Source organism: Vibrio quintilis (genome assembly GCF_024529975.1).
In the GTDB taxonomy this organism is placed as follows: Bacteria; Pseudomonadota; Gammaproteobacteria; order Enterobacterales; family Vibrionaceae; genus Vibrio; species Vibrio quintilis.
In genome coordinates this window covers 992,604-1,016,995 of record NZ_AP024897.1, presented here as the reverse complement: position 1 = coordinate 1,016,995, position 24,392 = coordinate 992,604, and the positions used below count along the sequence as shown (strand labels likewise).

The 24,392-nt window shown below is 48.0% G+C and carries 19 protein-coding genes; 4 read left to right on the top strand and 15 right to left on the bottom strand.

Annotation, left to right across the window (positions count from 1 at the left end):
- Nucleotides 1-22 precede the first annotated feature (22 nt).
- From OC443_RS04905 to OC443_RS04855, 11 genes are all read right to left on the bottom strand, one after another.
- On the bottom strand, nucleotides 23-322 hold the full coding sequence (locus OC443_RS04905; RefSeq protein ID WP_073585516.1) for a hypothetical protein: 300 nt from the start codon (nucleotides 320-322) through the stop codon (nucleotides 23-25).
- A gap of 12 nt (nucleotides 323-334) precedes the next feature.
- Complete coding sequence (locus tag OC443_RS04900) at nucleotides 335-3,325, bottom strand: RHS repeat-associated core domain-containing protein (RefSeq protein WP_073585517.1); 2,991 nt, start codon at nucleotides 3,323-3,325, stop codon at nucleotides 335-337.
- A gap of 355 nt (nucleotides 3,326-3,680) precedes the next feature.
- The gene (locus OC443_RS04895; RefSeq protein ID WP_073585518.1) at nucleotides 3,681-4,316 is read right to left on the bottom strand and encodes a hypothetical protein; all 636 of its coding nucleotides are present in this window, start codon (nucleotides 4,314-4,316) and stop codon (nucleotides 3,681-3,683) included.
- Nucleotides 4,317-4,705: 389 nt separating this feature from the next.
- Nucleotides 4,706-4,831: a hypothetical protein gene (locus tag OC443_RS04890; protein WP_262021641.1), complete on the bottom strand. Its 126-nt coding sequence runs from the start codon at nucleotides 4,829-4,831 to the stop codon at nucleotides 4,706-4,708.
- A 249-nt stretch (nucleotides 4,832-5,080) separates the two neighbouring features.
- Nucleotides 5,081-5,434, bottom strand: a complete 354-nt coding sequence (locus OC443_RS04885) for a hypothetical protein (protein ID WP_143169408.1) — start codon at nucleotides 5,432-5,434, stop codon at nucleotides 5,081-5,083.
- A gap of 105 nt (nucleotides 5,435-5,539) precedes the next feature.
- Complete coding sequence (locus OC443_RS04880; protein ID WP_262021640.1) at nucleotides 5,540-5,926, bottom strand: hypothetical protein; 387 nt, start codon at nucleotides 5,924-5,926, stop codon at nucleotides 5,540-5,542.
- A 61-nt stretch (nucleotides 5,927-5,987) separates the two neighbouring features.
- The gene (locus tag OC443_RS04875; protein ID WP_073585521.1) at nucleotides 5,988-6,422 is read right to left on the bottom strand and encodes a hypothetical protein; all 435 of its coding nucleotides are present in this window, start codon (nucleotides 6,420-6,422) and stop codon (nucleotides 5,988-5,990) included.
- An 18-nt stretch (nucleotides 6,423-6,440) separates the two neighbouring features.
- Nucleotides 6,441-10,340 carry an RHS repeat-associated core domain-containing protein gene (locus OC443_RS04870; protein WP_073585522.1) on the bottom strand — a complete coding sequence of 1,300 codons (3,900 nt, stop codon included), beginning with the start codon at nucleotides 10,338-10,340 and terminating at the stop codon, nucleotides 6,441-6,443.
- Nucleotides 10,337-11,323, bottom strand: coding sequence for a Rhs family protein (locus OC443_RS04865; RefSeq protein WP_073585523.1), 987 nt, complete (start codon nucleotides 11,321-11,323; stop codon nucleotides 10,337-10,339). The genes OC443_RS04870 and OC443_RS04865 overlap by 4 nt, the downstream gene beginning before the upstream one ends.
- Nucleotides 11,320-12,048 carry a DUF4123 domain-containing protein gene (locus OC443_RS04860; RefSeq protein WP_073585524.1) on the bottom strand — a complete coding sequence of 243 codons (729 nt, stop codon included), beginning with the start codon at nucleotides 12,046-12,048 and terminating at the stop codon, nucleotides 11,320-11,322. Before OC443_RS04860 ends, OC443_RS04865 begins: the two co-directional genes overlap by 4 nt.
- Entirely contained in the window at nucleotides 12,036-14,087 is a 2,052-nt protein-coding gene (locus OC443_RS04855; protein WP_073585525.1) for a type VI secretion system Vgr family protein, read from the bottom strand. Before OC443_RS04855 ends, OC443_RS04860 begins: the two co-directional genes overlap by 13 nt.
- A gap of 674 nt (nucleotides 14,088-14,761) precedes the next feature.
- Between OC443_RS04855 and dgt the strand changes: the two genes are divergently transcribed.
- Nucleotides 14,762-16,276, top strand: coding sequence for a dGTPase (dgt, locus tag OC443_RS04850; protein ID WP_073585527.1), 1,515 nt, complete (start codon nucleotides 14,762-14,764; stop codon nucleotides 16,274-16,276).
- A gap of 24 nt (nucleotides 16,277-16,300) precedes the next feature.
- Here dgt and OC443_RS04845 read toward each other — a convergent pair whose 3' ends face one another.
- The 3 genes from OC443_RS04845 to OC443_RS04835 all read right to left on the bottom strand — a co-directional run bounded on the left by OC443_RS04845 (nucleotide 16,301) and on the right by OC443_RS04835 (nucleotide 19,155).
- Nucleotides 16,301-17,077, bottom strand: coding sequence for a transporter substrate-binding domain-containing protein (locus OC443_RS04845; RefSeq protein WP_073585528.1), 777 nt, complete (start codon nucleotides 17,075-17,077; stop codon nucleotides 16,301-16,303).
- A gap of 27 nt (nucleotides 17,078-17,104) precedes the next feature.
- Nucleotides 17,105-17,905, bottom strand: coding sequence for a carbon-nitrogen hydrolase family protein (locus OC443_RS04840; protein ID WP_200796968.1), 801 nt, complete (start codon nucleotides 17,903-17,905; stop codon nucleotides 17,105-17,107).
- Between the two features lie 86 nt (nucleotides 17,906-17,991).
- Complete coding sequence (locus OC443_RS04835; RefSeq protein WP_200796969.1) at nucleotides 17,992-19,155, bottom strand: methionine aminotransferase; 1,164 nt, start codon at nucleotides 19,153-19,155, stop codon at nucleotides 17,992-17,994.
- Between the two features lie 164 nt (nucleotides 19,156-19,319).
- On the opposite strand from OC443_RS04835, the gene OC443_RS04830 reads away from it, so the two are divergent.
- Nucleotides 19,320-20,192 carry a LysR family transcriptional regulator gene (locus OC443_RS04830; RefSeq protein WP_073585530.1) on the top strand — a complete coding sequence of 291 codons (873 nt, stop codon included), beginning with the start codon at nucleotides 19,320-19,322 and terminating at the stop codon, nucleotides 20,190-20,192.
- A gap of 20 nt (nucleotides 20,193-20,212) precedes the next feature.
- Here OC443_RS04830 and OC443_RS04825 read toward each other — a convergent pair whose 3' ends face one another.
- Nucleotides 20,213-21,301, bottom strand: a complete 1,089-nt coding sequence (locus OC443_RS04825) for an iron-containing alcohol dehydrogenase family protein (RefSeq protein WP_159440362.1) — start codon at nucleotides 21,299-21,301, stop codon at nucleotides 20,213-20,215.
- 490 nt (nucleotides 21,302-21,791) lie between these two features.
- On the opposite strand from OC443_RS04825, the gene OC443_RS04820 reads away from it, so the two are divergent.
- Entirely contained in the window at nucleotides 21,792-22,601 is an 810-nt protein-coding gene (locus OC443_RS04820; protein ID WP_073585532.1) for a phosphate/phosphite/phosphonate ABC transporter substrate-binding protein, read from the top strand.
- A gap of 22 nt (nucleotides 22,602-22,623) precedes the next feature.
- Nucleotides 22,624-24,207 carry a sensor histidine kinase gene (locus OC443_RS04815; protein WP_073585533.1) on the top strand — a complete coding sequence of 528 codons (1,584 nt, stop codon included), beginning with the start codon at nucleotides 22,624-22,626 and terminating at the stop codon, nucleotides 24,205-24,207.
- Nucleotides 24,208-24,392: the final 185 nt, after the last annotated feature.

The window sequence follows — 24,392 nt, the reverse complement described above, 5'->3', positions numbered from 1 at the left end:
ACTTCTCTATCTACAAAATAATCTATAAACGTATTTTTCTTTCCCACTCAATAAATTGAGCTTCATTTGGTTCATGATCTAATGCTTGATAATAGTGAACTCGATCTGCCATTCCTGATTCCTCAATATGAAAAAAAAAGTCAACGGTTTGAACTGGAATATTATATCTATGACAAAACTCAGCATTAGTAAATTTATGGTAATATTCATTGACCATTCGAATTGCATCACTTTCAGAGTGTCCATAAAATGACTGTAAATTTTTGACTACTCTCTCAAACAAATAAAGTTCATCATCATCTGAAAAATCAATTAATTTCATTAGTATTTCCCACTACTTGACCATATGTTTATTGAATAAATCGGCAGCACGTTTTGTATGCAAGCTTACTTGATCAGCTCTATCTTCCCAATGACGAAGTGAACCACTCCTTCCTACCCGCTTGTATAGCGGACCTTTTACCATATCATATTCAGGAAGCCACTCTTTAGGAGGCAAATATGAGGAAGCTTGAGTCATTTCTTTGTTTAATATCACAAAGTCAGACCATTCTTCATTTGGTGAGGGAAACTCCAATATTTTCAGCTTATTTAATTCAGCTTTCGGAACATTAAATTCAACAATATCATATTGATCATGCATCATTCCCGCAGACTTAATAGCATCCTTTTTGGATTCTGTCATATAAAACCCCGGGCCAAAATCATTGAGTGCTTTTGACTTTGATAAATCAATACCATTTTTCTTTATCGTTTCAATATTCTCTGGCGATGATCCGTGATACAAGGTTACATAATCATTCTCTGGCTGAATACACCCATTCCCCGGCACATCACTTAACCCCAGCGGATCCACCCACCCGGTCGGATTCGGCACATACTGGTAGTTATTCAAACCACCCGCCAGCCCTATCGGGTCTATCGTCGTGAACCTTCCCGTGCCGGGGCTGTAGTAACGGTGACGGTTGTAATGCAGTCCGGTTTCACTGTCATAATACTGCCCCTGAAAGCGTAGCGCACTCTGTATTTCTTCGGTGTGTTGGGTGAGCACATTGCCGTAAGCCCGGTATTGCACCGACCACACACTCTGGCCCTGCACATCAGTCATCTCGATTGGCGTGCCGATTTGGTCCAGATGGTAGTAATAGACTTCTGCGTTATTTCTGCCTTCACCGTTGATTTGTGCCAGCGGACGGAAAGTGCCGGGCTCATAGACGTAAGTTTTGTAATCACTGCCACAGACTTCACCAGTCAGGTTGTCCCCCTGCCACATAAATTCTGTGGTTGTGGTGGTTTGCGCTTTATCCGTGACGACTTTTTGCGTTCTGCGGCCAAATGCATCATAGCTGTAACTGGCCATGGTGCCATCCGGCAGGCTGGCTTTGATTAGCCGGTGCTGACAGTCATATTCATAAGTGGTGATGAGTGACTGGTTCTTCCCGCGTTTCTCAGTGATAAGACGCCCGAACTCATCATATTCATAATGGCTGTCACCGTGGAACGTCAGCCTGTTGCCGCCTGCTTCGGCAAGGTTTAACGCTTCCTGACGTCTTCCCAGATGCTGCGACAACACATTGCCGGTTGCATCATGAACAAAATGCTCTTCGATATTGCCGCGCACCGCTTTCAGGCGTGACAGCGGGTCGTAATCGAAATAGCTGTCCCCGAAGCGGCTGTCGGCGATTTGAGACAGATTCCCCAGCGCATCGTAACCATAATCCCGCGTGCGGGTTTGTCTGCCTGAAATGGACTGGCTCTGATGGGTTAACCGGCCCTGACCGTCATACTCAAAACTGCTGGTCACCGCGCCCTGTGTCCGGCGGCTCTCCATCCCGTTCTGATACAGATGCTGCGTCAGCACATGGTCATCCAGGCTGATTTGACTGAGCAAACCACCCTGCCCGCGCTGATAGTGCAGCACTTTGGCATCCGGCAGTTGCCATTTCACCACCTGACCCACCGCGTCATACTCAAAGTAATTCGACGCCCAGCTCTGGTGCTCTTCAGTCACCCGGTTGAGCAGGTCATACTTCCAGCCCAGCGGCGTTTCACCATCATCGACACTGATGAGATTACCGTTGTCATCGTACGCATACGCGACTTTGGTGCCGTCCGGCAGCACTTTCTCTGTCAGACGACCCATGGCATCCCGGGTCAATTCGGTGACCAGTTCAGTGCCTTCAAGGCCCACTTCGGTTTTCTTCAGCAGCTGGCCGAGCAGGTCATACCCGTAATGCATCTGCCGCCCGTCGAAGGTGGTTTCGGTTTTCACCAGACCATTGGTGAAGTAGTCAATATGGTAGGCTTCACCACGCTCGTTGGTGATTTGGCTGACAAAGCGTTTCGGGTTGTCGTACTGATAGCTCAGGCTGGTGCCGTCCGGGTTGCTTACCCGGCTCAGCAGATGGCTGTTGGCTTCGTACTCATACGCCGTTTTGCGCCCGGTCTCATCCATCACTTCCGTGACTTTGCCGTACGCGTTGTAACAGAAGGTTTTCGACTTGCCGTTCGGCTGAGTCAGTTTGACCAGCCGGTCCGCTTCATCCCACTGATACTGGCTTACGCCACCCACAGACGATTTCTGATAAATCACCCGGCCGCTGATATCGTGGCGGTACTGACTGGTGGTGCCGTCCGGATATTGCTCTTCAATCAGCATTCCCAGCCGGTTCCATGACAGCTGATGTTCACTGCCGTCCGGGTAGACAATCCGGTTTAAGTTGCCCTGCGCGTTATAGTGATAGTAAGTACTTCGCCGTAACGGGTCGCGCTTCTCGCAGATATCGCCGTTGTCATTGTAGAAATAGCGCCAGCTCGCCTCACCCCGGGTCACTTTAAACAGCCGCCCGGCCATATAATCCATTTCAGTCGCGCTGCCATCCGGGGCAATCACCCACTCCAGGTCACCGTTTTCATCATAGATATACTGAGTTTCATGGCCCAGCGCATCGGTGGTGGCCGTCAGCTTACCGTCTTCGTTGTAGGTGTTGGCCGTGACCGCACCATCCGGGTCGGTGGTGCTGATGAGTTTGGCATTCTCATCGTGCTGATACACCGACTGACTGCCGTCTTCATACGTCACCGTGACGGTGTGCGCTTCCTCATCCCACTCATACTGTGCGGTATAACCGGTGTTACTCCAGTGTTTGACACAGCGGACGGCCTTGCCTTCACCTTCCCACGCCCAGCCAAACGCCATGCCGCCAGCCATCACCCGTTCGGTGATAACATTGAGCGCATCGTAACTGTAATTCTCACCTTCCCCGGCTTCATTACGCTCGGCCACTAACTGACCGTGTTCGTTGTACTGATAGTGATGCAGCACCCGCTGGGTCGACCACTCGCGGCCATTTTCGTTATCACTGAAGGTGCGCAGCTCCAGGCTGCTGATGAACGACGCGTCGTTATAGTTGACCCACAGCGCAACCCCGTGACATCTTTAAGCAGGTTTAGCATCTCCGCCGCTTTTTCTTGGTTTCGACCAGTTGCGTCGGGTTCGCCAGCAGCTTGAACAGATCGGAAATTTCATCCCAGGTGGTCAGCAGGGCATTGGTGAGCGCAGGACAGGTGTAACTTAGAAATGGGCAGAAATGTTTTAGACCTGATGCTCTATAAAGCGTTTCTGTCAGATCAGAAAAGTATATTGATTCCTTGATCGTTTGTATGGAGTATTTTATATCTTAGCGCAAGAAACTTTTAATTATACTGATAACCTGTGGATGCATTTCATCGTACATAGTTTCCATCAATTCGTTAATCTCATAACTTTTAAACTGGCTATCAAAATCGTCTGCACAAAAACTCGGATTTTTTCCTATAGAGAACACACCACTATCAATACGAACTATACGTCGATGCTTTGATACATTTGAGATATGTTCTAGTTCTTTGTAGGAATTTGACGCACGTAAAGCTTTAATTTTATCAATACCATCACTATATTCCGCAGGTAATGATGCATTAGTTATTAAATGCCAGTTAATAGAGCGTGATTCCGAGTCATTTTTAACTTCAATGAGCAAGTTTAACAGGTATGGTACCGACTCTATCAACGCATGAAATGAACGGAAAAATGCAAAGCAATTCGCTTCAAATGCTAACCTAAAATATTGCGGGTTTGTTATTTCTTCATTTCCTAACTCACCACCCATCGCATCAAGAAATAGCTGGTGCTGTTTATGAAATTCTTCATAGTGATAGCGGCAATACTCATCTTGATACCCAAGACTCCTAAATGCGACTTCAAGACGAGATTTTCGCTTCGTGTCTAAATAGGGATTTATAGACCTTCGTAAGTCTTCAATTGTAACAACCATACTTCCCCTTGAATATAACCAATTAACATGCGAGCAATGCTACACAGAAGTCACTGTATTGCGCTATAAACACAAAATTCACTGCAAACTAAAAATACCAAATGTTGTGAGTGACTGTTGAATTGATTATAAGCAACTTGTCCATGTGCAACTCAACATAAATTCTCAACATATTAGACCCCATTGAATCAACAAAAGTTAGTGGTATCTGTGATATCAGTTCTACAGCTGCATTTATTGAGAATATACCCAAGCAACCTGAAGATGCATGATTCAGCGTGCAGTCGAAAGGTACAGTTCAAGGAAAGGGAATGCAGGAATGTCCCCACCTTTCAAATTCTCTTGACGCAGAAATGTGCCTTTCAGCTCACGCCCTGCGGGTAAGTTTGTCAGGCTCTGATACGGCGTGACTGATTTTCAACGTAGAATGACTCTATCTTCAAATCAGTGCCTTGTCTCAGAGCCTGACAAATCTCACTGAACCCTGCATCTTCAGGTTGTTTGGGTATAGACATACCTTTACACATTTTAAGGTATTCTTTTGGAAGTTCTCTTTTTCTAAATCTTGAAATATTTTGTCTATAGCTGCGCGAGGCAGGGTTTGAGACCGGCACGCAAGTCACCGTCAATATCGCCGGGGATTGTATTGTGCTGATCCCCGACAGCCCGCAGGAGCAGGCACTGCGCGAGCAACTGGCGCAGTTAAAAGCAGCGCTGGGATGAGTTGAGTATTAAGATCCCAATTTACTTTGGGATCTTAATACTTAATCCAGCCATCTGCCTAAATTAGAACCATTAATAATTTCGTTATACTTATCTTTATCAATTAATTGTTCAGTATAAAGTTCATCCAATATTAATTCTAATATTTCAAAATCTTCTGAACATCCAGTATTACTGACTAATATAAGAATACACCGATTAAATAATTCAACGAATTCATCATGACTAATTATTTTATTTTTTAAATTATCATGTTGTTCTAATATAAACTTTAATACACGATCCTTTGAAGATTTATTTATATGATACTCTTCATCTTCATCATCTGATTCAAATATCATTGCTTTATCAATATGATAAGACAACTCTTTTATTTTCTTTTCAATCTCTGTCATGAACACTGGATAATTAATAAAATGGAAAAGTAATAATACCCCATAAAAATCGGAGTATTATTACATATCAGCCTATCTGTATATAGATAGTCACCACTTAACAAACTAAAATGAATATTTATCTCTTATAGATAATATGTCATTTTTTTGCTCTGGATATTGCGTAATATACCAATCACAAACTTGGCAAAGAAGATCTTTCAATGTCTTTATATCAAAGTAAACATCAATATATTCTGAATGTCCTTCACCATGCTCCTCTGGTCCCATAAATGCTCTATATCCATCAAATTCATCTATTTCATATTCTATTGATGCGAATTCATTCCAACGATGAATACCCCATTCAACTTGTCCACCAGTTTCACCATCATCAAGCAATTGATGTATTTTTTCTGCAAAACGAGACGTATCTGACATCAGATTTAAGCAATATTTAAGGATCCATAAGACATCATTATCATTGATATCAAATACAAAGCCATGTTCCATTTTTCTCATACTCTATAAAAAACACCCCTTCCCAGATTAGTCTAGGGAGGAGTGTTGATCATCATTTCAATGAGATAGCTTTTAATTTATTACTATTATTAATAAATTTTATTATATCATCAGAAACATCAAGCCGTTTCCCATTAATAAAAAGAGAATCATTTTGAGGTAAACCAGATATAAAATCACATTGATATTTTACATTTATTTCCGAATCACTTTCAATTTTAAAAACGAAATTCAACTGACAAAAATCAGGCTCATCATCAAAATCATAGTCTTCATAGTCAATAGGTGGACCTATCAACATAAATTCAACATTTTTATACCTTGCCGTATATACAGCCAAAAAGTCATCATAGCGATCAGAAAAATCTTGCTCAAAAGTAAATCCATCAAAAATATCAGACAAATTAACTGCTATTTTATCAAAATTCTCTTCATCTATTCCCTTTTCTATACTTATCCCTATTTGAGCTCTGTAAGAATAATTCATAGTTCCAACCATTGAATATTATAACTTGGGTTTTATTTTTGACTCTAAATAAACGTGAGTATCACCTTTATCTAACTTTTTAATAATATCCTTTTCTCTCCAAACACGTATATCCATTTTTTCTTGCTTCAGCCCTTTCAAAGCTGGTTTTTTGTTCAAAGACTGCCTTACTGATTCAAGAATATCATCAATATCATCGTTAATAGCAGATAAGTCTTTGAAAAAAGGTTTTTTCGGGAATTCAGAATAAAGCTTATCACTAACAACAAACAAGTCTACATCATATCCCTGTGGCCCGTTATGAGGTACGGCAACTCCGTTTTTATATGCATATTCACCATCAAAAGGTACCCTACCTCCATCAGCACCAAGCTTATGAGGGCCTTTCATACCAGAAGCAACACTTCCCCGGAAACCAACCTGAGCATCAGGATCAAGTTTATGAATATAATCAATCACAGGTTGCATTTCTTCTTCAATCGCATCAATAATCTTCGCTCTTCGGGCTGCACTATCTGCACATTGATTCCCTTTAATAACATGTAACCCCAGCGGATCCACCCACCCTGTCGGGTTCGGCACATACTGGTAGTTGTTCAAACCACCCGCAAGACCAATCGGGTCTATCGTCGTGAACCTTCCCGTGCCGGGGCTGTAGTAACGGTGGCGGTTGTAATGTAGTCCTGTTTCGCTGTCATAATACTGCCCCTGAAAGCGTAGTGCACTCTGTATTTCTTCAGTGTGTTGAGTGAGCACATTACCGTAAGCGCGGTATTGCACCGACCACACGCTCTGGCCCTGCACATCGGTCATCTCGATTGGTGTGCCGATTTGGTCCAGATGGTAGTAATACACCTCTGCGTTGTTTTTGCCTTCACCGTTAACCTGTGCCAGCGGGCGGAAGGTGCCGGGCTCATACACGTAAGTTTTGTAATCACTGCCGCTGACTTCACCAGTCAGGTTATCACCCTGCCACATAAATTCGGTGGTTGTGGTGGTACCGGCTTTGTCGGTGACAACTTTCTTCGTCCGCCGCCCGAATGCATCATAGCTGTAGCTGGCCGTGGTGCCATCCGGCAGGCTGGCTTTGATTAGCCGGTGCTGACAGTCATATTCATAAGTGGTGATGAGTGACTGGTTCTTCCCGCGTTTCTCAGTGATAAGACGCCCGAACTCATCGTATTCATAATGGCTGTCACCGTGGAACGTCAGCCTGTTGCCGCCTGCTTCGGCAAGGTTCAGCTCTTCCTGACGTCTTCCCAGATGCTGCGACAACACATTGCCGGTTGCATCATGAACAAAATGCTCTTCGATATTGCCGCGCACCGCTTTCAGGCGTGACAGCGGGTCGTAATCGAAATAGCTGTCCCCGAAGCGGCTGTCGGCGATTTGCGACAGATTCCCCAGCGCATCGTAACCATAATCCCGCGTGCGGGTTTGTCTGCCTGAAATGGACTGGCTCTGATGGGTTAACCGGCCCTGACCGTCATACTCAAAACTGCTGGTCACCGCGCCCTGTGTCCGGCGGCTCTCCATCCCGTTCTGATACAGATGCTGCGTCAGCACATGGCCATCCAGGCTGATTTGACTGAGCAAACCGCCCTGCCCGCGCTGATAGTGCAGCACTTTGGCATCCGGCAGTTGCCATTTCACCACCTGACCCACCGCGTCATACTCAAAGTAATTCGACGCCCAGCTCTGGTGCTCTTCAGTCACCCGGTTGAGCAGGTCATACTTCCAGCCCAGCGGCGTTTCACCATCATCGACACTGATGAGATTACCGTTGTCATCGTACGCATACGCGACTTTGGTGCCGTCCGGCAGCACTTTCTCTGTCAGACGACCCATCTCATCCCGGGTCAATTCGGTGACCAGTTCAGTGCCTTCAAGGCCCACTTCGGTTTTCTTCAGCAGCTGGCCGAGTAAGTCATACCCGTAATGCATCTGCCGCCCGTCGAAGGTGGTTTCGGTTTTCACCAGACCATTGGTGAAGTAGTCAATATGGTAGGCTTCACCGCGCTCGTTGGTAATCTGGCTGACAAAGCGTTTCGGGTTGTCGTACTGATAGCTCAGGCTGGTGCCGTCCGGGTTGCTTACCCGGCTCAGCAGATGGCTGTTGGATTCGTACTCATACGCCGTTTTACGCCCGGTCTCATCCATCACTTCCGTGACTTTGCCGTACGCGTTGTAACAGAAGGTTTTCGACTTGCCGTTCGGCTGAGTCAGTTTGACCAGCCGGTCCGCTTCATCCCACTGATACTGGCTTACGCCGCCCACAGACGATTTCTGATAAATCACCCGGCCGCTGATATCATGGCGGTACTGACTGGTGGTGCCGTCCGGATATTGCTCTTCAATCAGCATCCCCAGCCGGTTCCAGGCCAGCTGATGCTCACTGCCGTCCGGGTAGACAATCCGGTTTAAGTTGCCCTGCGCGTTGTAGTGATAGTAAGTACTGCGACGCAACGGGTCGCGCTTCTCGCAGATATCGCCGTTGTCGTTATAGAAATAGCGCCAGCTCGCCTCACCCCGGGTCACTTTAAACAGCCGACCGGCCATATAATCCATTTCGGTCGCGCTGCCATCCGGGGCAATCACCCACTCCAGGTCACCGTTTTCATCATAGATATACTGAGTTTCATGGCCCAGCGCATCGGTGGTTGCCGTCAGCTTACCGTCTTCATTGTAAGTGTTGGCCGTGACCGCACCATCCGGGTCGGTGGTGCTGATGAGTTTGGCATTCTCATCGTGCTGATACACCGACTGACTGCCGTCTTCATACGTCACCGTGACGGTGTGCGCTTCCTCATCCCACTCATACTGTGCGCTATAACCGGTGTTACTCCAGTGTTTGACACAGCGGACGGCCTTGCCTTCCCCTTCCCACGCCCAGCCAAATGCCATGCCGCCAGCCATCACCCGTTCAGTGATAACATTGAGGCTGTCGTAACTGTAATTCTCACCTTCCCCGGCTTCATTACGCTCGGCCACTAACTGACCGTGTTCGTTGTACTGATAGTGATGCAGCACCCGCTGGGTCGACCACTCGCGGCCATTTTCGTTATCACTGAAGGTGCGCAGCTCCAGGCTGCTGATGAACGACGCGTCGTTATAGTTGACCCACAGCGCAACCCCGTGCGGATTCAGCACCGCCTGCACCCGCTCATCGTTGTCATACTGAATATGCAGGGTGTTATCGTACTTATCCGTCAGACGTACCAGACGCGCCACATCACCCCGGCGCTCGAAGTGATAAAACGGCTGCTCCGGCGCGGCCAGAATATACTGGTCTGGCTTCGCGCCAAGATAAATGCAGGCTTCGCCCAGCGTATTGATAATTTGCGGGCATTGCTCCGTCGGCTCAGGAAAAGCCGTGCTGAGGTTTTCATCGTTATGCCAGAAAGCCTGACCGTCTTTGAATGCCAGCCGGTGCGCCAGCGTGTGGCCCCAGCCAAAACCCAGTCCGGCATTCAGTTCGCAGCCACTGGTGCGGTACGTCCGCTTAAAAGCAAACGGCAGCGCGCCCGGCAGCACCACATCGGTGACATCCAGCAGCTCTTCGCCGGTCACCATCGAGACCGGACAACCATCTTTGGTACACTTGTTTGAATCCGGATGACTGTCACCGTTGGCGGTTTTCTTCGCATCCTGCACCTCAGGAATATCTTCTTTTTCCATTTTGGCTTTGGTGTTACTGGTAACCTTACGCTCCATCATGGTCGCTTTTTCGTGCTTCGCCTTATTAAACTTCTGATCTTTAATCAGATCCCGGCTGAAACGACCTTCACCATGCTGGGTCAGTTTTTTCAGATCAGGTAAACCCGATTCTGCATCGGCTTTGACCAGATCAACAATTTTTTCCAGTTTGGCCAGCACATCAACATGCTTGCCATGTTTCCATTTCTTTGGCTTCTTCATGAGATGGCTCCTGCTAAACTTCCTGCATCACGTAACTGTTCGATGGCTTTCATGACCGCTTTACCGCCGGGGATAATCATCATCATCAACACTTCAACCAGCAATGAAGCCAGACAGACCGACACAATATTCATGATCTGCACCGGACTGAGCATCCTCAGCCAGCAGTAAGCCGCCTTCACCAGCAGAAAACAGCGCGCTTCATCTTTGAGCAGGTTCAGCATCTCCGCCGCTTTTTTCTTGGTCTCTTCCAGCACACTGGCCAGTTGTTCTGAATTGACATACCGTTTCAGGGTTTCGACCAGTTGCGTCGGATTCGCCAGCAGCTTGAACAGATCGGAGATTTCATCCCAGGCACTGAGCAGGGCGATGCCCATATTCTCAATAAACTTCTCAACTTCATGACCGACATCGATCGGATTACGCAGAAAATCATCCCACTCGCCTTTCTGCTCTTCCCATTCGGCGGACAGCCAGTCCATCAGCTTTTGCTGGGTACCGTCATAAGATGCCAGCAGGGTTTTGATATCGCTTTCGGTCACATCCGGGTAGAAATACACCCGCAGCAGTTTGCCTTTGTATTTGTTCTTATCCAGCTGGACAACCTTGGTCCCGTCTTCACCAATGGTGCCTTCATACGGGTCACCGTCATTGACATAACGCTTTGACTGACCATGTTTAATCAGCTTCACCGGCTGAATCTTAAACGGCGTGCCGCCGATGGGTACATAAGCTTCCGATTCAAAGCAGTGCACCAGTGTGATTTTGCCATCCAGCGGACAGTTGACTAAATCCGCCCGGATGCTCGAGTCATCGACATCCGCAGACTGCTCATGGCCGTTGACCATGACTTTCTGATCCATTTCCAGCAACCAGCCATACAGCCAGTTTTCAGATTGTTTTTTATATTCGGTAATCGACCCCATAAAATCGGTTTTGATGGCATCGAATTTTTCATCCAGTATTGTTGTTACGTCACTCACCGGTAGACCTCCTGAGACAGGGCATCATGCAGATAACGATTCAGCGTCACCGGGCCCTGCGGATCAAACCGCTCCACCAGCCGGGTCACTTTGGCAAAAAGAATCGGTTCGGGGAAATAGAAGTACAGATCAGCACAGGTTTCTTTCACCCATTTCAGGGCATTGATCACCAGGGTTGATTTATCTTCTCCGGTCAGAATGTCCATCACCGGGGCAGGCACTTCCCACCACGGAAACGGCTTTTCTTTGCTGTTGAGTAAAGGTTCAGCGTTATCAACGCGGTCGGCATGACTCATCCAGCAGCTGGCCGGGCCCATCAGCATACTGCGCTGCGCCTCATCACACAGCGAAGCCACTTTGAGGCTGAAGCGCGGATCATAAAAGCGGAAAAAGGCGTGATCACCGGCGGGCAGCCAGATTTGAGTCAGGCTGCGCATGTGCGCCAGCACCTGAGCAAACGGCGCTTCTGAGCCAATCAGAATGCCCCAGTCCGGCGCTTCGCTGGTTTCCCCGTCAATCCAGTCGATAAAAGGGTGATCCGGCTGAACCTGCGCGATGTAAGGCATCACTTCTTCCCAGCTTTCGTAATCGGTGCCAAGCCAGATACCGCGCGCTTCTTCCCCGCCATGCTGATAAAACGTCTCCAGCGGCCGGGCACTGCTGGTGCCGCTGAGCACCACAAACCAGTTTAAATCTTCCGTCACCTGCGTTTTTAAACTGAACATACACCACCTTTACATTTCTCACACTCTTCACAGAATGGAGCGGCTGATTTCATCGTTGCGACCTGAGCAGGCGTCAGAATCGGTGCCGGTGGATCTGGCACTTCCGGCACACCCGGCAGCTCTGCGGCCTGTCCGCCGTATGCGGTTACACTTCCGGCGCTGCCGCCTTTATTCAGGTTGATTGCCGGGCCGGACATATCCACGCCGCCACTGGCGACCGTCAGGAAGCTGCCCCCGGCTTTGAGAGTGATTTGCGACCCCGCTTCGACCACGATTTTGGTTCCGGCTTTGAGGCTTAACACCTTGCCGGATTCAACGGCCGTCAGTGAGCCGACTTTCTGTTGCAGGTCTGCCGCCAGCTCGCTGCTGATCATTTTGGTGACTTTGGTACGCTGCTCGCCGTCAATGGTCAGATGATCGTTGACTTTGATATGGCTGAAGCGGTTGTTTTCCACCGTCAAATGCTGATCGTGGCCGACCATGCCGGTGACATCATTTTCTATCACAGCCACATAATCTTTCTGCCCATGCAGATAGATTTTTTCACTGCCGGACTGATCTTCAAAACTCAGTTCGTTAAACCCGCTGCCCTGATGGGTTTCAGTACGCAGCACGGTTTTGGTCATCGCTCCCGGCAGCGGATAAGGCGGCTGATTGTTGGCGTTATAGGTTCTGCCGGTGACAACCGGCTGATCCGGATCTCCGTTGAGGAAGGAAACGATCACTTCGTGACCGATACGCGGCAGTGTCACCATGCCGTACTGAGCACCCGCCCATTCATGAGACACCCGCACCCAGCAGGAGCTTTTATCATCGGCATTGCTGTAACGATCCCACGGGAAATGCAGCTTAACCCGACCGTGTTCATCACAGTAGATCTCTTCTCCCGGCGGTCCGACAACAATCGCGACATTCGGCCCGTCGATCACCGGCTTGAGGCGCGGCGCAGTGTGCCAGACTTTCTCACCGGGAATCAGTTTAAATTCGTTGTGGTAGCTGGTTTCACCGCCACTGCCGCCTTCTTCCAGCGCCTGCGGCTGCGTGCCGGTATGGCTGACCTGCACCGCCAGCCAGGTCACATTCATCGCACCATCAGTATGATCGGTCACATCCAGCCGGACGCCGCCCTGAATTTTGGCTTCATCACTGTGGCCGGTCACCGTCAGTTCATTGCGGCGCAGATAATCGAGCCGGATTTTGCTGAATGCAACCCCGTTGCCGTCATCTTTATACCGGCCCGGATAGTCATAATGCTCATAGCTTTCCAGCTGATATTGCAGGCCGGTTTTCTCTTCGGTCTGCATAAAGCTGTAAGCCGGTTTTTTGAAGCTGTAGTCCTGCATCTGCACCTTATTCACTTCTGACTGACGGGTTTCAGTCAGGGATGCGATGTAAGGTGTGTCGCTGACGCCACCGGAAATCACGTTATAAGGCACAGCACCGATCGGGCGGAACCCTTTCGGGTTATCGGCAATCACAATTGTGTGTTTGCCCTCTTCATGCTCAAAAGTGTAAGTCAGCCCTTCTTCCGCCATCAGGCGGTGGAAGAATTCGAGATCCGTTTCCCGGTACTGGACGCAGAACTCGCGCGGCGCACAGGCGCGTTTGACTGAGAAAGCGTAATCACTGATGCTCATTTCCTGAAGCAGAATGGAAAGAATATCCGGTACATTCTGCTGCTGAAAGATGCGGCTGTTCTGGCGCAGGGAAAGACGCTCCAGCGAAGGCACCAGCACCACATCGTAAAACGTATGCTGATGGCCGGTGTCGCCTTTGCCGAAACTGCGGATGATGCCGTGAACTTTCTGCACGACTTCACCGAGGCGAATCACTTCCAGCAGCGCTTTGCTGTCAACAAACTTTTTCGCGGTATGGCCGCTGCTGCGGCTTGCCAGTGCAATCTGATAACGGTAACCGTAAACCGGGTTACCCTGAGAATCGACAGAGTCAGAAACCGATTCGACGCCCTGATAGTCCCGCACTACCAGCGTCTCATCGTCGACCCCATCGACGGTGATTCGAAAATTTAAACTGTTCATAAGAATAAACTGCCGTTGTCTTCAAACTGAATCATCAACCAATCCATTTCCGGTCGTTTTTTTCATACGAACTGCTGCACTTTTCAACCGGCAGCATTGAATTTTTTATCGGAAACGGTGGCTACAAACTCCGCCGGACAATGAACCGGCCTTTGATGTTGCAGGGGATTAATCAACATGTCATCAACCGGCCCTGAGCGGAGTAAAAAGGCCATTCACCCGAAACACATCAATGTGTATGCGACATATCGAAAACACCTGATATGTATACCGAAGCAACCTGAAAAAACAGTGTTCAGGTTGTTTGGGTATAAGGTCAACAGCCCCGCACATTATATGCAAATTATGTTACTGAGTTCAGCAGTTATTCGTGTCGCCCGGATTAGATTTGCGTTTTTCCTGAACTGGCCTCTCATTTTTGTTGTTGATTTTGCAATTTTCATCATAACGACCCACAATTGTTAATACATTGTAATGGTTGCATTTTAATCACACCTCGCCTGATTCAGCCTGCAGTGCTGCCGGATCATTCTGGCGCTGACGCACCGTCTTGATGGTGATTTTATGAACCGGCACGAAGAACCCGTGACACCGGCTTGAGTTCAGCCAGAGATGTGTTTTAAATAGTGAAAGACCCGACAATACCAAAACAGACGAGGCCTTCAGAACAGACGATGCAGATCGATTTCAGAGCCAGGTTCAGATATAACCGGCCTTACACGTCCGGTAATGAAAATACCACCCGGATTGAACCGTACCGGACCGGGCAAATTCCGCGCCTGTCGCAGTTTGAAAGCGATCGGGGCCGGATCATCAACTCAGCAGCAATCCGCCGTTTGCAGCAGAAAACCCAGGTGTTTCCGCTGGAGCGCAACTCATCGGTCAGAAGCCGCCTGACGCACTCGCTGGAAGTGCAGCAGGTCGGGCGCCATATCGTGCAGCGGATTTATCATCAACTGGGGCCGGAAACAGAACAATACGGGCTGGCAGAACTGGAGCGACATTTTGAGTCGGTGGTGGAAATGGGCTGCCTGATGCATGACGTCGGCAACCCGCCTTTCGGCCATTTCGGGGAACAGGCGATCAATGACTGGTTTTGCAGCTACGCCGGGATGGAAACATTACCCCCGGCACTCTACAAAGATTTAACAGAATTTGAAGGCAACGCGCAGGCGGTCAGGCTGGTGCATTCGATTCTGAGCCTGAACCTGACGTATACCCAGGTGTCCGCCATCTTAAAATATACCCGCCGGGGCGATGAGCTCAGCCCCAAAACGCTGAAAAGCCGGGGAACGCCGATGCCGGAAACGGACCTGCCTTATCTGAAAAAGAAAGTCGGATTTTATCTGAGTGAAGATGAATTCATCGGTAACCTGTACCAGACCTTAGCGCTGGAAAAAGGCACCCGGGCACCGTTCACTTACATTATGGAAGCGGCGGATGATATCTCTTACGGCATTGCCGATATTGAAGATGCGGTAGAAAAAGGCATTCTCGATCGTAAACAGACCAGTGAAGCCTTGTGTCAGGAGTATCTGAATCTGCTGACCGATCCCCGCTATGCGGATGCAGACCCGGAAAAAATGGCACAGATTGTCAATGAAGCGCAAAGCCGTGCAACCTGCGCCAAAAACTGCGCCGTCAGCCACTTTTTTATCACTTTAAGGGTCGAAATCAGTCAACTGCTTCCCCGCCATGCAGCAACGCAGTTTATCCAAAACATCGACACCATTTACACCGGGCGGTTTAACCGGCCTCTGATTGAAAACTTCAGCACCGAACACGCACTGGTGGAAACCCTCAAGAATGTCGCCAAAAAACATGCCTTTTGCGACCGGGATGTGGAAGCAAGGGAACTGCAGGGATACAAAATCATCACCGGGCTGCTGGATTACTTTAAACCGCTGCTGGCACTGGAGCGGGATGATTTTTTGAAAGTTAAAAACGGCGACAGAACCCAGTTATTGCCTTCCCGGCTGTTCAGTAAACTACCGGGAAAGCACTTACGCGCTTACGACAACGCAATGAATGACATTGAAGCCGGGAATTATCCGGGCGGATATGAATTTTCAGCGGACATCTGGGAATATTATTACCGGGTCCGGCTGATTCAGGATTATATCAGCGGGATGACGGATCAATATGCGTTTGATGAGTACCGGGCGTTCAGCGTGATTGATAACCTGTAATACGGGCCTGAGCGGCCCGGACAATTAATCGACTGAAATATCAAATCCGGAGAAGTATTTTTTCCCTAAACGCTGCACGGTGCCATCGGCTTTGACTTTAGCAATCGCTTTGTTCAGTAAAAATTTGAGTTCGGTATCGCCCTGACGCAGCCCGAAGCCAATTCCGCTGCCCAGAATGATCGGATCATTGAGCGGCCCGCCGACAAAGGCAAACCCGTCACCTTCCGGACGGCTCAGGAAACCAGACTGCCCGGCCGCGGCCATCACCAGCGTGCCATCAATCCGGCCTAACACCATATCGGAATAAACCATATTCTGATCCTGATAAGTGGTGATCGTCACGCCTTCAGACGCCCAGTGCTTTTTGGCATAGACTTCCTGAATCGACCCCTGCAGTACACCGATGCTTTTCCCGCGCAGTGATTTGGCATCCGGCGCCAGACCTTTTCCTTCTCTGGCAATCAGCTGAGTCGGGATCCGGTAGATTGGATTGGTGAAATCAATCGATTTTTTTCGCTTCAATGTGATATTCATGGCTGAATTGATCACATCAAATTTTTTCGCTCTCAGTGCCGGAATCAGGCCATCAAAACTGGCTTCAGACCAGCTGCATTTCATGTGAGCAGCTTTACAGATCGCCTTGCCCAGTTCGATATCAAAACCAACCAGTTCTCCCTGCGCATTTTTACTCTCAAACGGCGGATATTCGGCTTCTAATCCATAACGGAGCGTTCCGGCAGCCCACACAGATGCCGCAGAGCATAAACCAGCCAGAGCCAGTAATAAGGTAAGTTTTCTCATCAGTAAGATCCTTTTGTATTCAGAGAACTAAAATATACGGTGATTCAGTGCAGGCAGGTTTGTCCTGACCTGTTGCAGATAATTCATATCGGGTTCGGCAATAACAACGCCTTCACCTTCATCCTGGCAGGCAAGTACTTTCCCCCAGGGGTCAATGATCATGCTGTGTCCAAAAGTCTGCTTCCTGCCGGGGTGTTCGCCCGTCTGGGCGGCGGCAATCACAAAGCACTGGTTTTCAACGGCTCGTGTCCGCAATAAGATTTCCCAGTGTGCCTGACCGGTCGTGGCTGTAAATGCAGCCGGGGCGGTGATGAGAGGATAACCCGCGTGGTCACGATACATTTCCGGGAAGCGCAGATCATAACAGACCGATGGCCGGATGAGACCAAAAGGCGTGGTAAATGTCTGAATGTCGTGACCTGCCTCCAGAATTTCTGACTCCTGATAACTTTCCGTGCCGTTATCAAATCCGAACAGGTGGATCTTGTCATAACGTCCGGTACATTCACCGGAGGGATTAAATAATAAGTTGCTGTTGAAAACTTTGTGCTGATGTTCACACTGAAGAGGAACCGTCCCGCCGGATAACCACAGCTGATGCTGCTGCGCCTGCTGAGACAGAAAACGCTGAAGCGGCCCGTCGCCAAAAGTTTCTCCCAACCGGATACGGGTGGTTTCATCTTCGCCCATCCAGTAGAAGTATTCCGGCAGTACCACCAGCGTTGCACCGTGTGCTGCGGCTTCGGCAATCAGTGCTGCGGCCCGTTTAAGATTACGTTCCGGCTGACCGCCACTGTTCATCTGAATTGCTGCTGTTTTTAGCCTCATCCCTGTCATTCCTTATCCTTCTGTTAAAAAAAACAGTTACAAAAAATAGTCACAAAAAACAGTTTAAAAAACCAGTGAAGATCCGGCTAAAAACGAAACGCTTTTAATGCCCGGGCACCAGCGATGATCGTTTCATCATCTTTGGTAAAAGACAAACGCAATAATCGCTGATCCGTGCCACCGGCATAAAATGCTGATAACGGAATGGTTGCGACACCAGCTTCACGAATCAGGCGTTGTACCATGTCTGTATCCGGTATATCACTTTGATGACCGAACCCTGCCAGCATAAAGAAAGCTCCCTGAGAGGGATAGAGCTGAAATGGTCCGTCACTCAGTTCCTGAATCAACAGATCCCGTTTTTTCTGGTAAAAACCCGCCAAAGACAGATAACGTTGCGGATCATCCATATAAACGGCGAATGCATACTGCATCGGCGTATCGGCTGAAAACATCATAAACTGATGAACTTTCACGATCTCTTTCATCAGCGTCTGAGGCGCCAGGCAGTAACCAACCCGCCAGCCGGTGACATGGAATGTTTTGCCGAATGAAGCAATAATCACACTTCTTGCCGCCAGTTCCGGATGGCGCGCCATCCCTTGATGTAATTCGCCATCAAACACCATATGCTCGTAGACTTCATCAGACAGCACGATAATCCCGGTGTCCCGGATGATAGCAGCCAGCTGATGCAAATCATCAGAAGAAAGAATGGTTCCGGTTGGATTATGCGGCGTATTCAAAATGATCATCCGGGTACGCGGTGTCATCGCCGCTTTCACTTCATCCCAGTTGATTTTGAATTCCGGCAACGACAGTTGAATCGCAACCGGCTTCGCGCCCTGTAAACGCACCACCGGCGCGTAGCTGTCAAAGGCCGGTTCGAAATAGATCACTTCATCCTGTGAATGAACCAATGCTGAAATACTGGCGTAGATTGCCTGACTGGCGCTGGCTGTGATGGTGATTTCCTCATCGGGATGATAAGTACGGCCATAAAGCGCCTGCATTTTTTCTGCGATTTTTTCTTTGAGAACCGGTAAACCAGCCATTGGCGCATACTGATTCTGCCCGGCAGTCATCGCTTGCGTCACCCGCTGAATCAAAGCCGGATCCACCGGAAACCCCGGCGCGCCCTGAGATAAATTGATCGCCTGATACTGCGCAGCCAGTTCACCAATCCGGGTAAAAATAGTTGTACCAACATCACTCAGCTTTGATGAACATGATAATGGCGTTTGTATCATTATGATTCTCCTTGTTTTTATCCCCGGATGTTCGGGTTGTTTGAGTATCAATAAATAATTTAGCTGAATCACTATTGAGAGAGGTATCTAATTGTTGTCATAATAGCCATGAGAAAAAGACATTGCTCTGAGTATCATTTTCAAGAACCATAAAAAGGATCGGTATGCCTAAAAGGACTCCGCCGCTTCAGGCTCTTCATGCCTTTGTTGTGACTTCCCGTTATCTGAACCTGACACACGCAGCAAAAGAACTGTTCGTGACTCAGGGCGCAGTCAGCCGCCAGATTGCCACCCTGGAAGCGTATCTCGGCTTCCGGCTCTTCCACCGCCACGCCAGAGGTCTGACGCTGACCAGACAGGGCAGAATGTTATTACCCGAAGTACAAAGCGCATTCGATCAACTGTTTCATGCCACCGAGAAGCTCTGCCATGAAAATGCTGAAATACACCTCAAAGCCCCGACCTGTTCCATCAGATGGCTGCTGCCACAACTGATCCGGCTGAGAAAAGAACAACCAGCGCTGAATGTTGCACTAACCACGACAACCGATCACAGCGTCGATTTCAACACCGAGCACTATGATGCCGCGATTGTTTTCAGCCAGACACCACTGACTCACCTGCCCGATACGCACTTACTGTTCTCTGAGCGTTTATCTCCGGTTATTGCACCGCATTTATATACCGGCGACATTCTGACCCGCGGTGAATGTTCACTACAAGATCTGACACTACTGCACCCGACGCCGGATAAAACCGACTGGGCACTCTGGTCTCAGACGGCTTCAGTCCCGCTGGAGTCGCTTACCCGGCATCAGTATTTTGATACGATGGAACTGGCAATCAGTGCCGCGATTCAGGGATTTGGTATCGCGATTGCAGACTGTACGCTGGTGGAAGAAGATATCCGGATGAAGCGGTTGCTCAGGCCTTTTTCTCAGACGGTTAACACCGGGGCCGGTTATTACCTTCATTACCGCAGTGGAAAAAACCCGCATCCGTTACTCAGCGAGCTGATCACCTGGTTTACCGGTTAGCACGCTGCCTGCCGGCTGACTCAACACTCTGTCGCCGATAGCTGGCTGATATAATCAATGGAAGCCAGCAGGGTTTCCTGATCAACCGGCTGCGGCATATTTTTTATATCAGGGGTTGCCATGGCCACAGCGGTTATCTTCGCCAGCTCATCGGCAGATAAATCGGCAATTTCCGCGATATCAACCGGAATACCACACGATTTCGCCAGAAGAATCTCTTCGATCATTTCAGTCTGAGAATAATTTTCAATCGCCAGCATACATAAGTTGCCGAACCCCACCAGCAAACCATGACCATAATCCCGGGTTTTATCCACAGCGGTAAATCCTTCAAACAGTGCATGTGCGACAGCAACATGTTCCCCGCCGCCGAGAATGGATGTCATTCCGGCATAGATGAAAATGGCATCCATCACCTGTTCCAGCGCCTTTCCTGATTCCCGGCACAGTGCTTCCTGAACCGCTTTCTGTCCATACTGACAGATAATCCGGTAGCATAATTCACTATTTATTGCCGTTGCCATTTCCGTACTGTTATCCGGCCTCGCAGCAGCAATTGCACGGTATTCATACCATTTGGCCAGCGTGTCGCCGATACCGGCTGATAACCAGCGAACCGGGGCTGCTGCAATAATCTGACTGTCAAGAATCACCACTTCCGGCGCAGCCCGCAGATGGTACATTTCCTGATAAACACCCTGATGGTCATAAAGAATGGAAACCGCAGATACTGCAGCACATGTTGCCGCAACTGATGGCACCATCACAACGGGTAAGCCGGCTTTTTCAGCCACAACCTTGCCGGTATCCAGTGCTTTCCCGCCACCAACTGCAATAATCACGTCAGCCTGGCTTTCAATCGCCTGCTGCTTTAAGCGGTGAATATTCTCAACCGTCGCTTCCCCGCCATACCAGGCTGTCACAACCGACAGGCGCTCATTACCCGACATCAACGAATCGGTTTGTGGCAGCACGGCCGCTAAAGCCCGCCTTCCTCCGAGAATAAAAGCTTTGTCACCATATGACTGAATGACTGAGGGTAAGTGACATAAGACGCCTGCACCTTTGAAAACCTTTGAGGGAAAAGAGAGGAATGATTCAGTTGACACGGCAGACATCCTTATGAATTTAAAATCATAAGGATACGTTAGCAAACCTGTCAGTATTTAGTAACGATTTCTCATCATAGAAGCCATGAGAAAAACGCATTGCAGTGTACCGTAGGTCCAGAGATTTAGAATTGTTTCTCATTCTTATTATTTTAAGTTTCTCAGTCTGATAAATAAGCAACTATGCTTTTTATACCCAAACAACCTGAAGATGCAGGGTTCAGTGAGATTTGTCTGGCTTTGAGACAAGGCACTGATTTGAAAACATAGTCATTCTACGTTGAAAATCAGTAACGCTGTATCAAAGCCAGACAAACTCACCCGAAGGGCGTGAGCTGAAAGGCACATTTCTGCGTCAAGAGAATTTGGAAGGTGGGTACATTCCTGCATTCTCTTTCCTTGAACTGCACCTTTCGGCTGCACGCTGAATCATGCATTTTCAGGTTGCTTGGGTATATCATACGATTTTATACGTAACCAAAGGAACTCTATGCGTTTTATTCTATGTCTGCTGCTTGGGGGACTTACTTTTCAGACCTGGGCAGAAACACTCTCATTCGGGGTTGTCCCGCAGCAATCAGCCAAAAAGCTGGCCGCGCTCTGGACCCCGGTTCTTAGTTATCTGAGCCGCTCAAGCGGAATAGATATGCAGTTCACCACCGCAAAAGATATTCCGGAGTTTGAACGGCGCCTCAGCCGGGGAGAATATGACATTGCTTATATGAACCCTTATCACTACACCGTTTTCAGCCAGAAGCCCGGTTACAGAGCCATTGCCAAGCAGAAAGATAAGCAGATTAAAGGCATTATTGTGGTGCATAAAAACAGCCCGGCTAAATCACTGTCTGATCTGAAAAATGCCACCCTTGTCTTTCCGTCACCAGCCGCCTTTGCTGCAAGTATTCTGACCCGTGCTCAGCTGGCCGGCCAGAAAATACCATTTACACCGAGGTATGTTTCTTCACATGATTCGGTTTATATGAATGTTTCGCGTCATTTCTTTCCGGCGGGCGGCGGAGTTCTCAGAACACTGAATAATATGGCCCCGGAAGTCAGATCTGAATTAAAGATTTTATGGACCACACCACCTTATACATCCCATGCGATAGCGGTTCATCCCCGGATTTCACAGGCAACCAGAGACAAACTGGTTCGGGCGATGCTGGCGATGACTGAAGATAAACAAGGGCTGGCACTCCTCACGAAACTGAATTTCAAAGGGCTGGAAGCCGCATCCGATGCACAATGGGATGATGTCAGACAATTAAATATTCATTTGTTAGATAACTTACTGGAATAGGGAAAAACGATAACGTGTTGATATGTCATTAAAACTGAAAACAATCCTGGGAGTCGCCATCATTGAGGCACTTTTATTGGGCCTGCTGATTACAGTCACGCTGAATTATCTGAAATCAACCAATTATGAGGGATTGTATAAACGAGCCACGACTACAGCAACATTGTTTGCGACCACAACGAAAGATGCTGTTCTTTCCCATGATCTGGCATCTCTGGAAGACTTTACCACCGAATTAATGAAAAACCCGGATCTGGTGTATGTCAGAATCAAATCACATGACGGACAGGTTTTTTCTCAGGCCGGAAACAAAACAATTCTGAACCGCCCTTTTCATGAAGATCATCAGGTGAATCAGGTTGCCGACGGAGTTTTTGACGTGAACGCCGAAATCAGGGAAGGCGGTATGTTATACGGCGTGATTGAACTGGGGATTGATACCAACAGTTTAAGTAAACAAATCCGGGAAGTCTGGCAGTGGAGTTTGTCGATTGCAATCGGTGAAATGGGGCTGGTTGCCCTGTTTTCGTATTTGCTGGGGACTTATCTCATCAGTGGTTTAACACGGTTACGTTATGCCGCTTACAGGATCTCTAAAGGCTATACCGATGTTTCGGTTGAGCTCAAAGGTAAAGATGAAATCGCTGAAGTCAGTCAGGCTTTTAATGTGATGTCAGAACGCTTAAAGAATGTTTCACAAAGCAGAGAACAATATGAGAGGCAACTTGAAGCATTGAATCAAACCCTTGAAAACAGGATTGAACGCAGAACAGAAGATCTGAAGAAAACCAATGAACAATTAATTCACTCCGAAAAAATGGCGTCGATTGGCACACTGGCAGCAGGGGTTGCCCATGAGATTAATAATCCTGTCGGATTTATCATGAGTAATATCAGAACCTTATCAAATTACACTCAGACTTATAATGAAGTTATCAGCCGGTTACAACAACTGGATGAACAGCAGAGTGAAGATGGACTCAGACAATCACTCCATTCACTGAAAGCATGGCTGAAACAAAAAGATATCGAATTTATCCGCGAAGATATGGAAGAAATCATTGCAGATATTCATGAAGGAAATGAACGCATCAATCACATTGTTTCCGGGCTGAAAGACTTTTCTCATGTTGATCAGGATAAATCCTATAAACCTGCAAATCTGAATGATGCCGTCGAAAAAACGCTGCGGGTGACGGAGAATGAACTGAAATATAAGGCAGAAACAATTGTCAGCCTGTCTGAGATTCCTTTAGTCAACTGTAATATCAGCCAGATTCAGCAGGTATTGCTGAATCTGATCATTAACGCTTCACATGCGATAAAAGAAGACGGACAGATCGAAATTCGTAGCTGGGCCGGCAACAATCGGGTATACATTTCTGTCCGGGATAACGGATGCGGTATTGATCCGTCTTTACATCAGAAAATTTTCGACCCGTTTTTTACCACCAAGAAAGTCGGCAAAGGTACCGGGCTCGGGTTAGCGATCAGCTATAACATCATGAAGGAACATCAGGGAAAAATTAAGATGGAAAGCAAACAAAATGAAGGAACCTGCTTTACACTCGATTTTCCTGAAGCGGCCATTTATGCCCCAAAATAGCCTGAAAATACCATATTCTGACCGGTATACACTGTAGAATAAAACACCATTTCCCCTCATTTTTGTAAGTTTAATTACTCAGAGCAAGATCACTTTCACACATAACAATCATCTCAAAAAAAGAGAAAAAACCAAACCAACCCACCACAAAATTAACAAAAACCCAGACCAAAACACCAAAAAAT

Coding starts and splice junctions, on each gene's coding strand:
- OC443_RS04905 (WP_073585516.1), bottom strand. CDS start 322: ATGAAATTAATTGATTTTTCAGATGATGATGAACTTTATTTGTTTGAG.
- OC443_RS04845 (WP_073585528.1), bottom strand. CDS start 17,077: ATGAGAAAACTTACCTTATTACTGGCTCTGGCTGGTTTATGCTCTGCG.
- OC443_RS04835 (WP_200796969.1), bottom strand. CDS start 19,155: ATGATACAAACGCCATTATCATGTTCATCAAAGCTGAGTGATGTTGGT.
- OC443_RS04885 (WP_143169408.1), bottom strand. CDS start 5,434: ATGACAGAGATTGAAAAGAAAATAAAAGAGTTGTCTTATCATATTGAT.
- OC443_RS04840 (WP_200796968.1), bottom strand. CDS start 17,905: ATGAGGCTAAAAACAGCAGCAATTCAGATGAACAGTGGCGGTCAGCCG.
- OC443_RS04820 (WP_073585532.1), top strand. CDS start 21,792: ATGCGTTTTATTCTATGTCTGCTGCTTGGGGGACTTACTTTTCAGACC.
- dgt (WP_073585527.1), top strand. CDS start 14,762: ATGCAGATCGATTTCAGAGCCAGGTTCAGATATAACCGGCCTTACACG.
- OC443_RS04815 (WP_073585533.1), top strand. CDS start 22,624: ATGTCATTAAAACTGAAAACAATCCTGGGAGTCGCCATCATTGAGGCA.
- OC443_RS04895 (WP_073585518.1), bottom strand. CDS start 4,316: ATGGTTGTTACAATTGAAGACTTACGAAGGTCTATAAATCCCTATTTA.
- OC443_RS04855 (WP_073585525.1), bottom strand. CDS start 14,087: ATGAACAGTTTAAATTTTCGAATCACCGTCGATGGGGTCGACGATGAG.
- OC443_RS04830 (WP_073585530.1), top strand. CDS start 19,320: ATGCCTAAAAGGACTCCGCCGCTTCAGGCTCTTCATGCCTTTGTTGTG.
- OC443_RS04860 (WP_073585524.1), bottom strand. CDS start 12,048: ATGTTCAGTTTAAAAACGCAGGTGACGGAAGATTTAAACTGGTTTGTG.
- OC443_RS04870 (WP_073585522.1), bottom strand. CDS start 10,340: ATGAAGAAGCCAAAGAAATGGAAACATGGCAAGCATGTTGATGTGCTG.
- OC443_RS04875 (WP_073585521.1), bottom strand. CDS start 6,422: ATGAATTATTCTTACAGAGCTCAAATAGGGATAAGTATAGAAAAGGGA.
- OC443_RS04880 (WP_262021640.1), bottom strand. CDS start 5,926: ATGGAACATGGCTTTGTATTTGATATCAATGATAATGATGTCTTATGG.
- OC443_RS04890 (WP_262021641.1), bottom strand. CDS start 4,831: ATGTCTATACCCAAACAACCTGAAGATGCAGGGTTCAGTGAGATTTGT.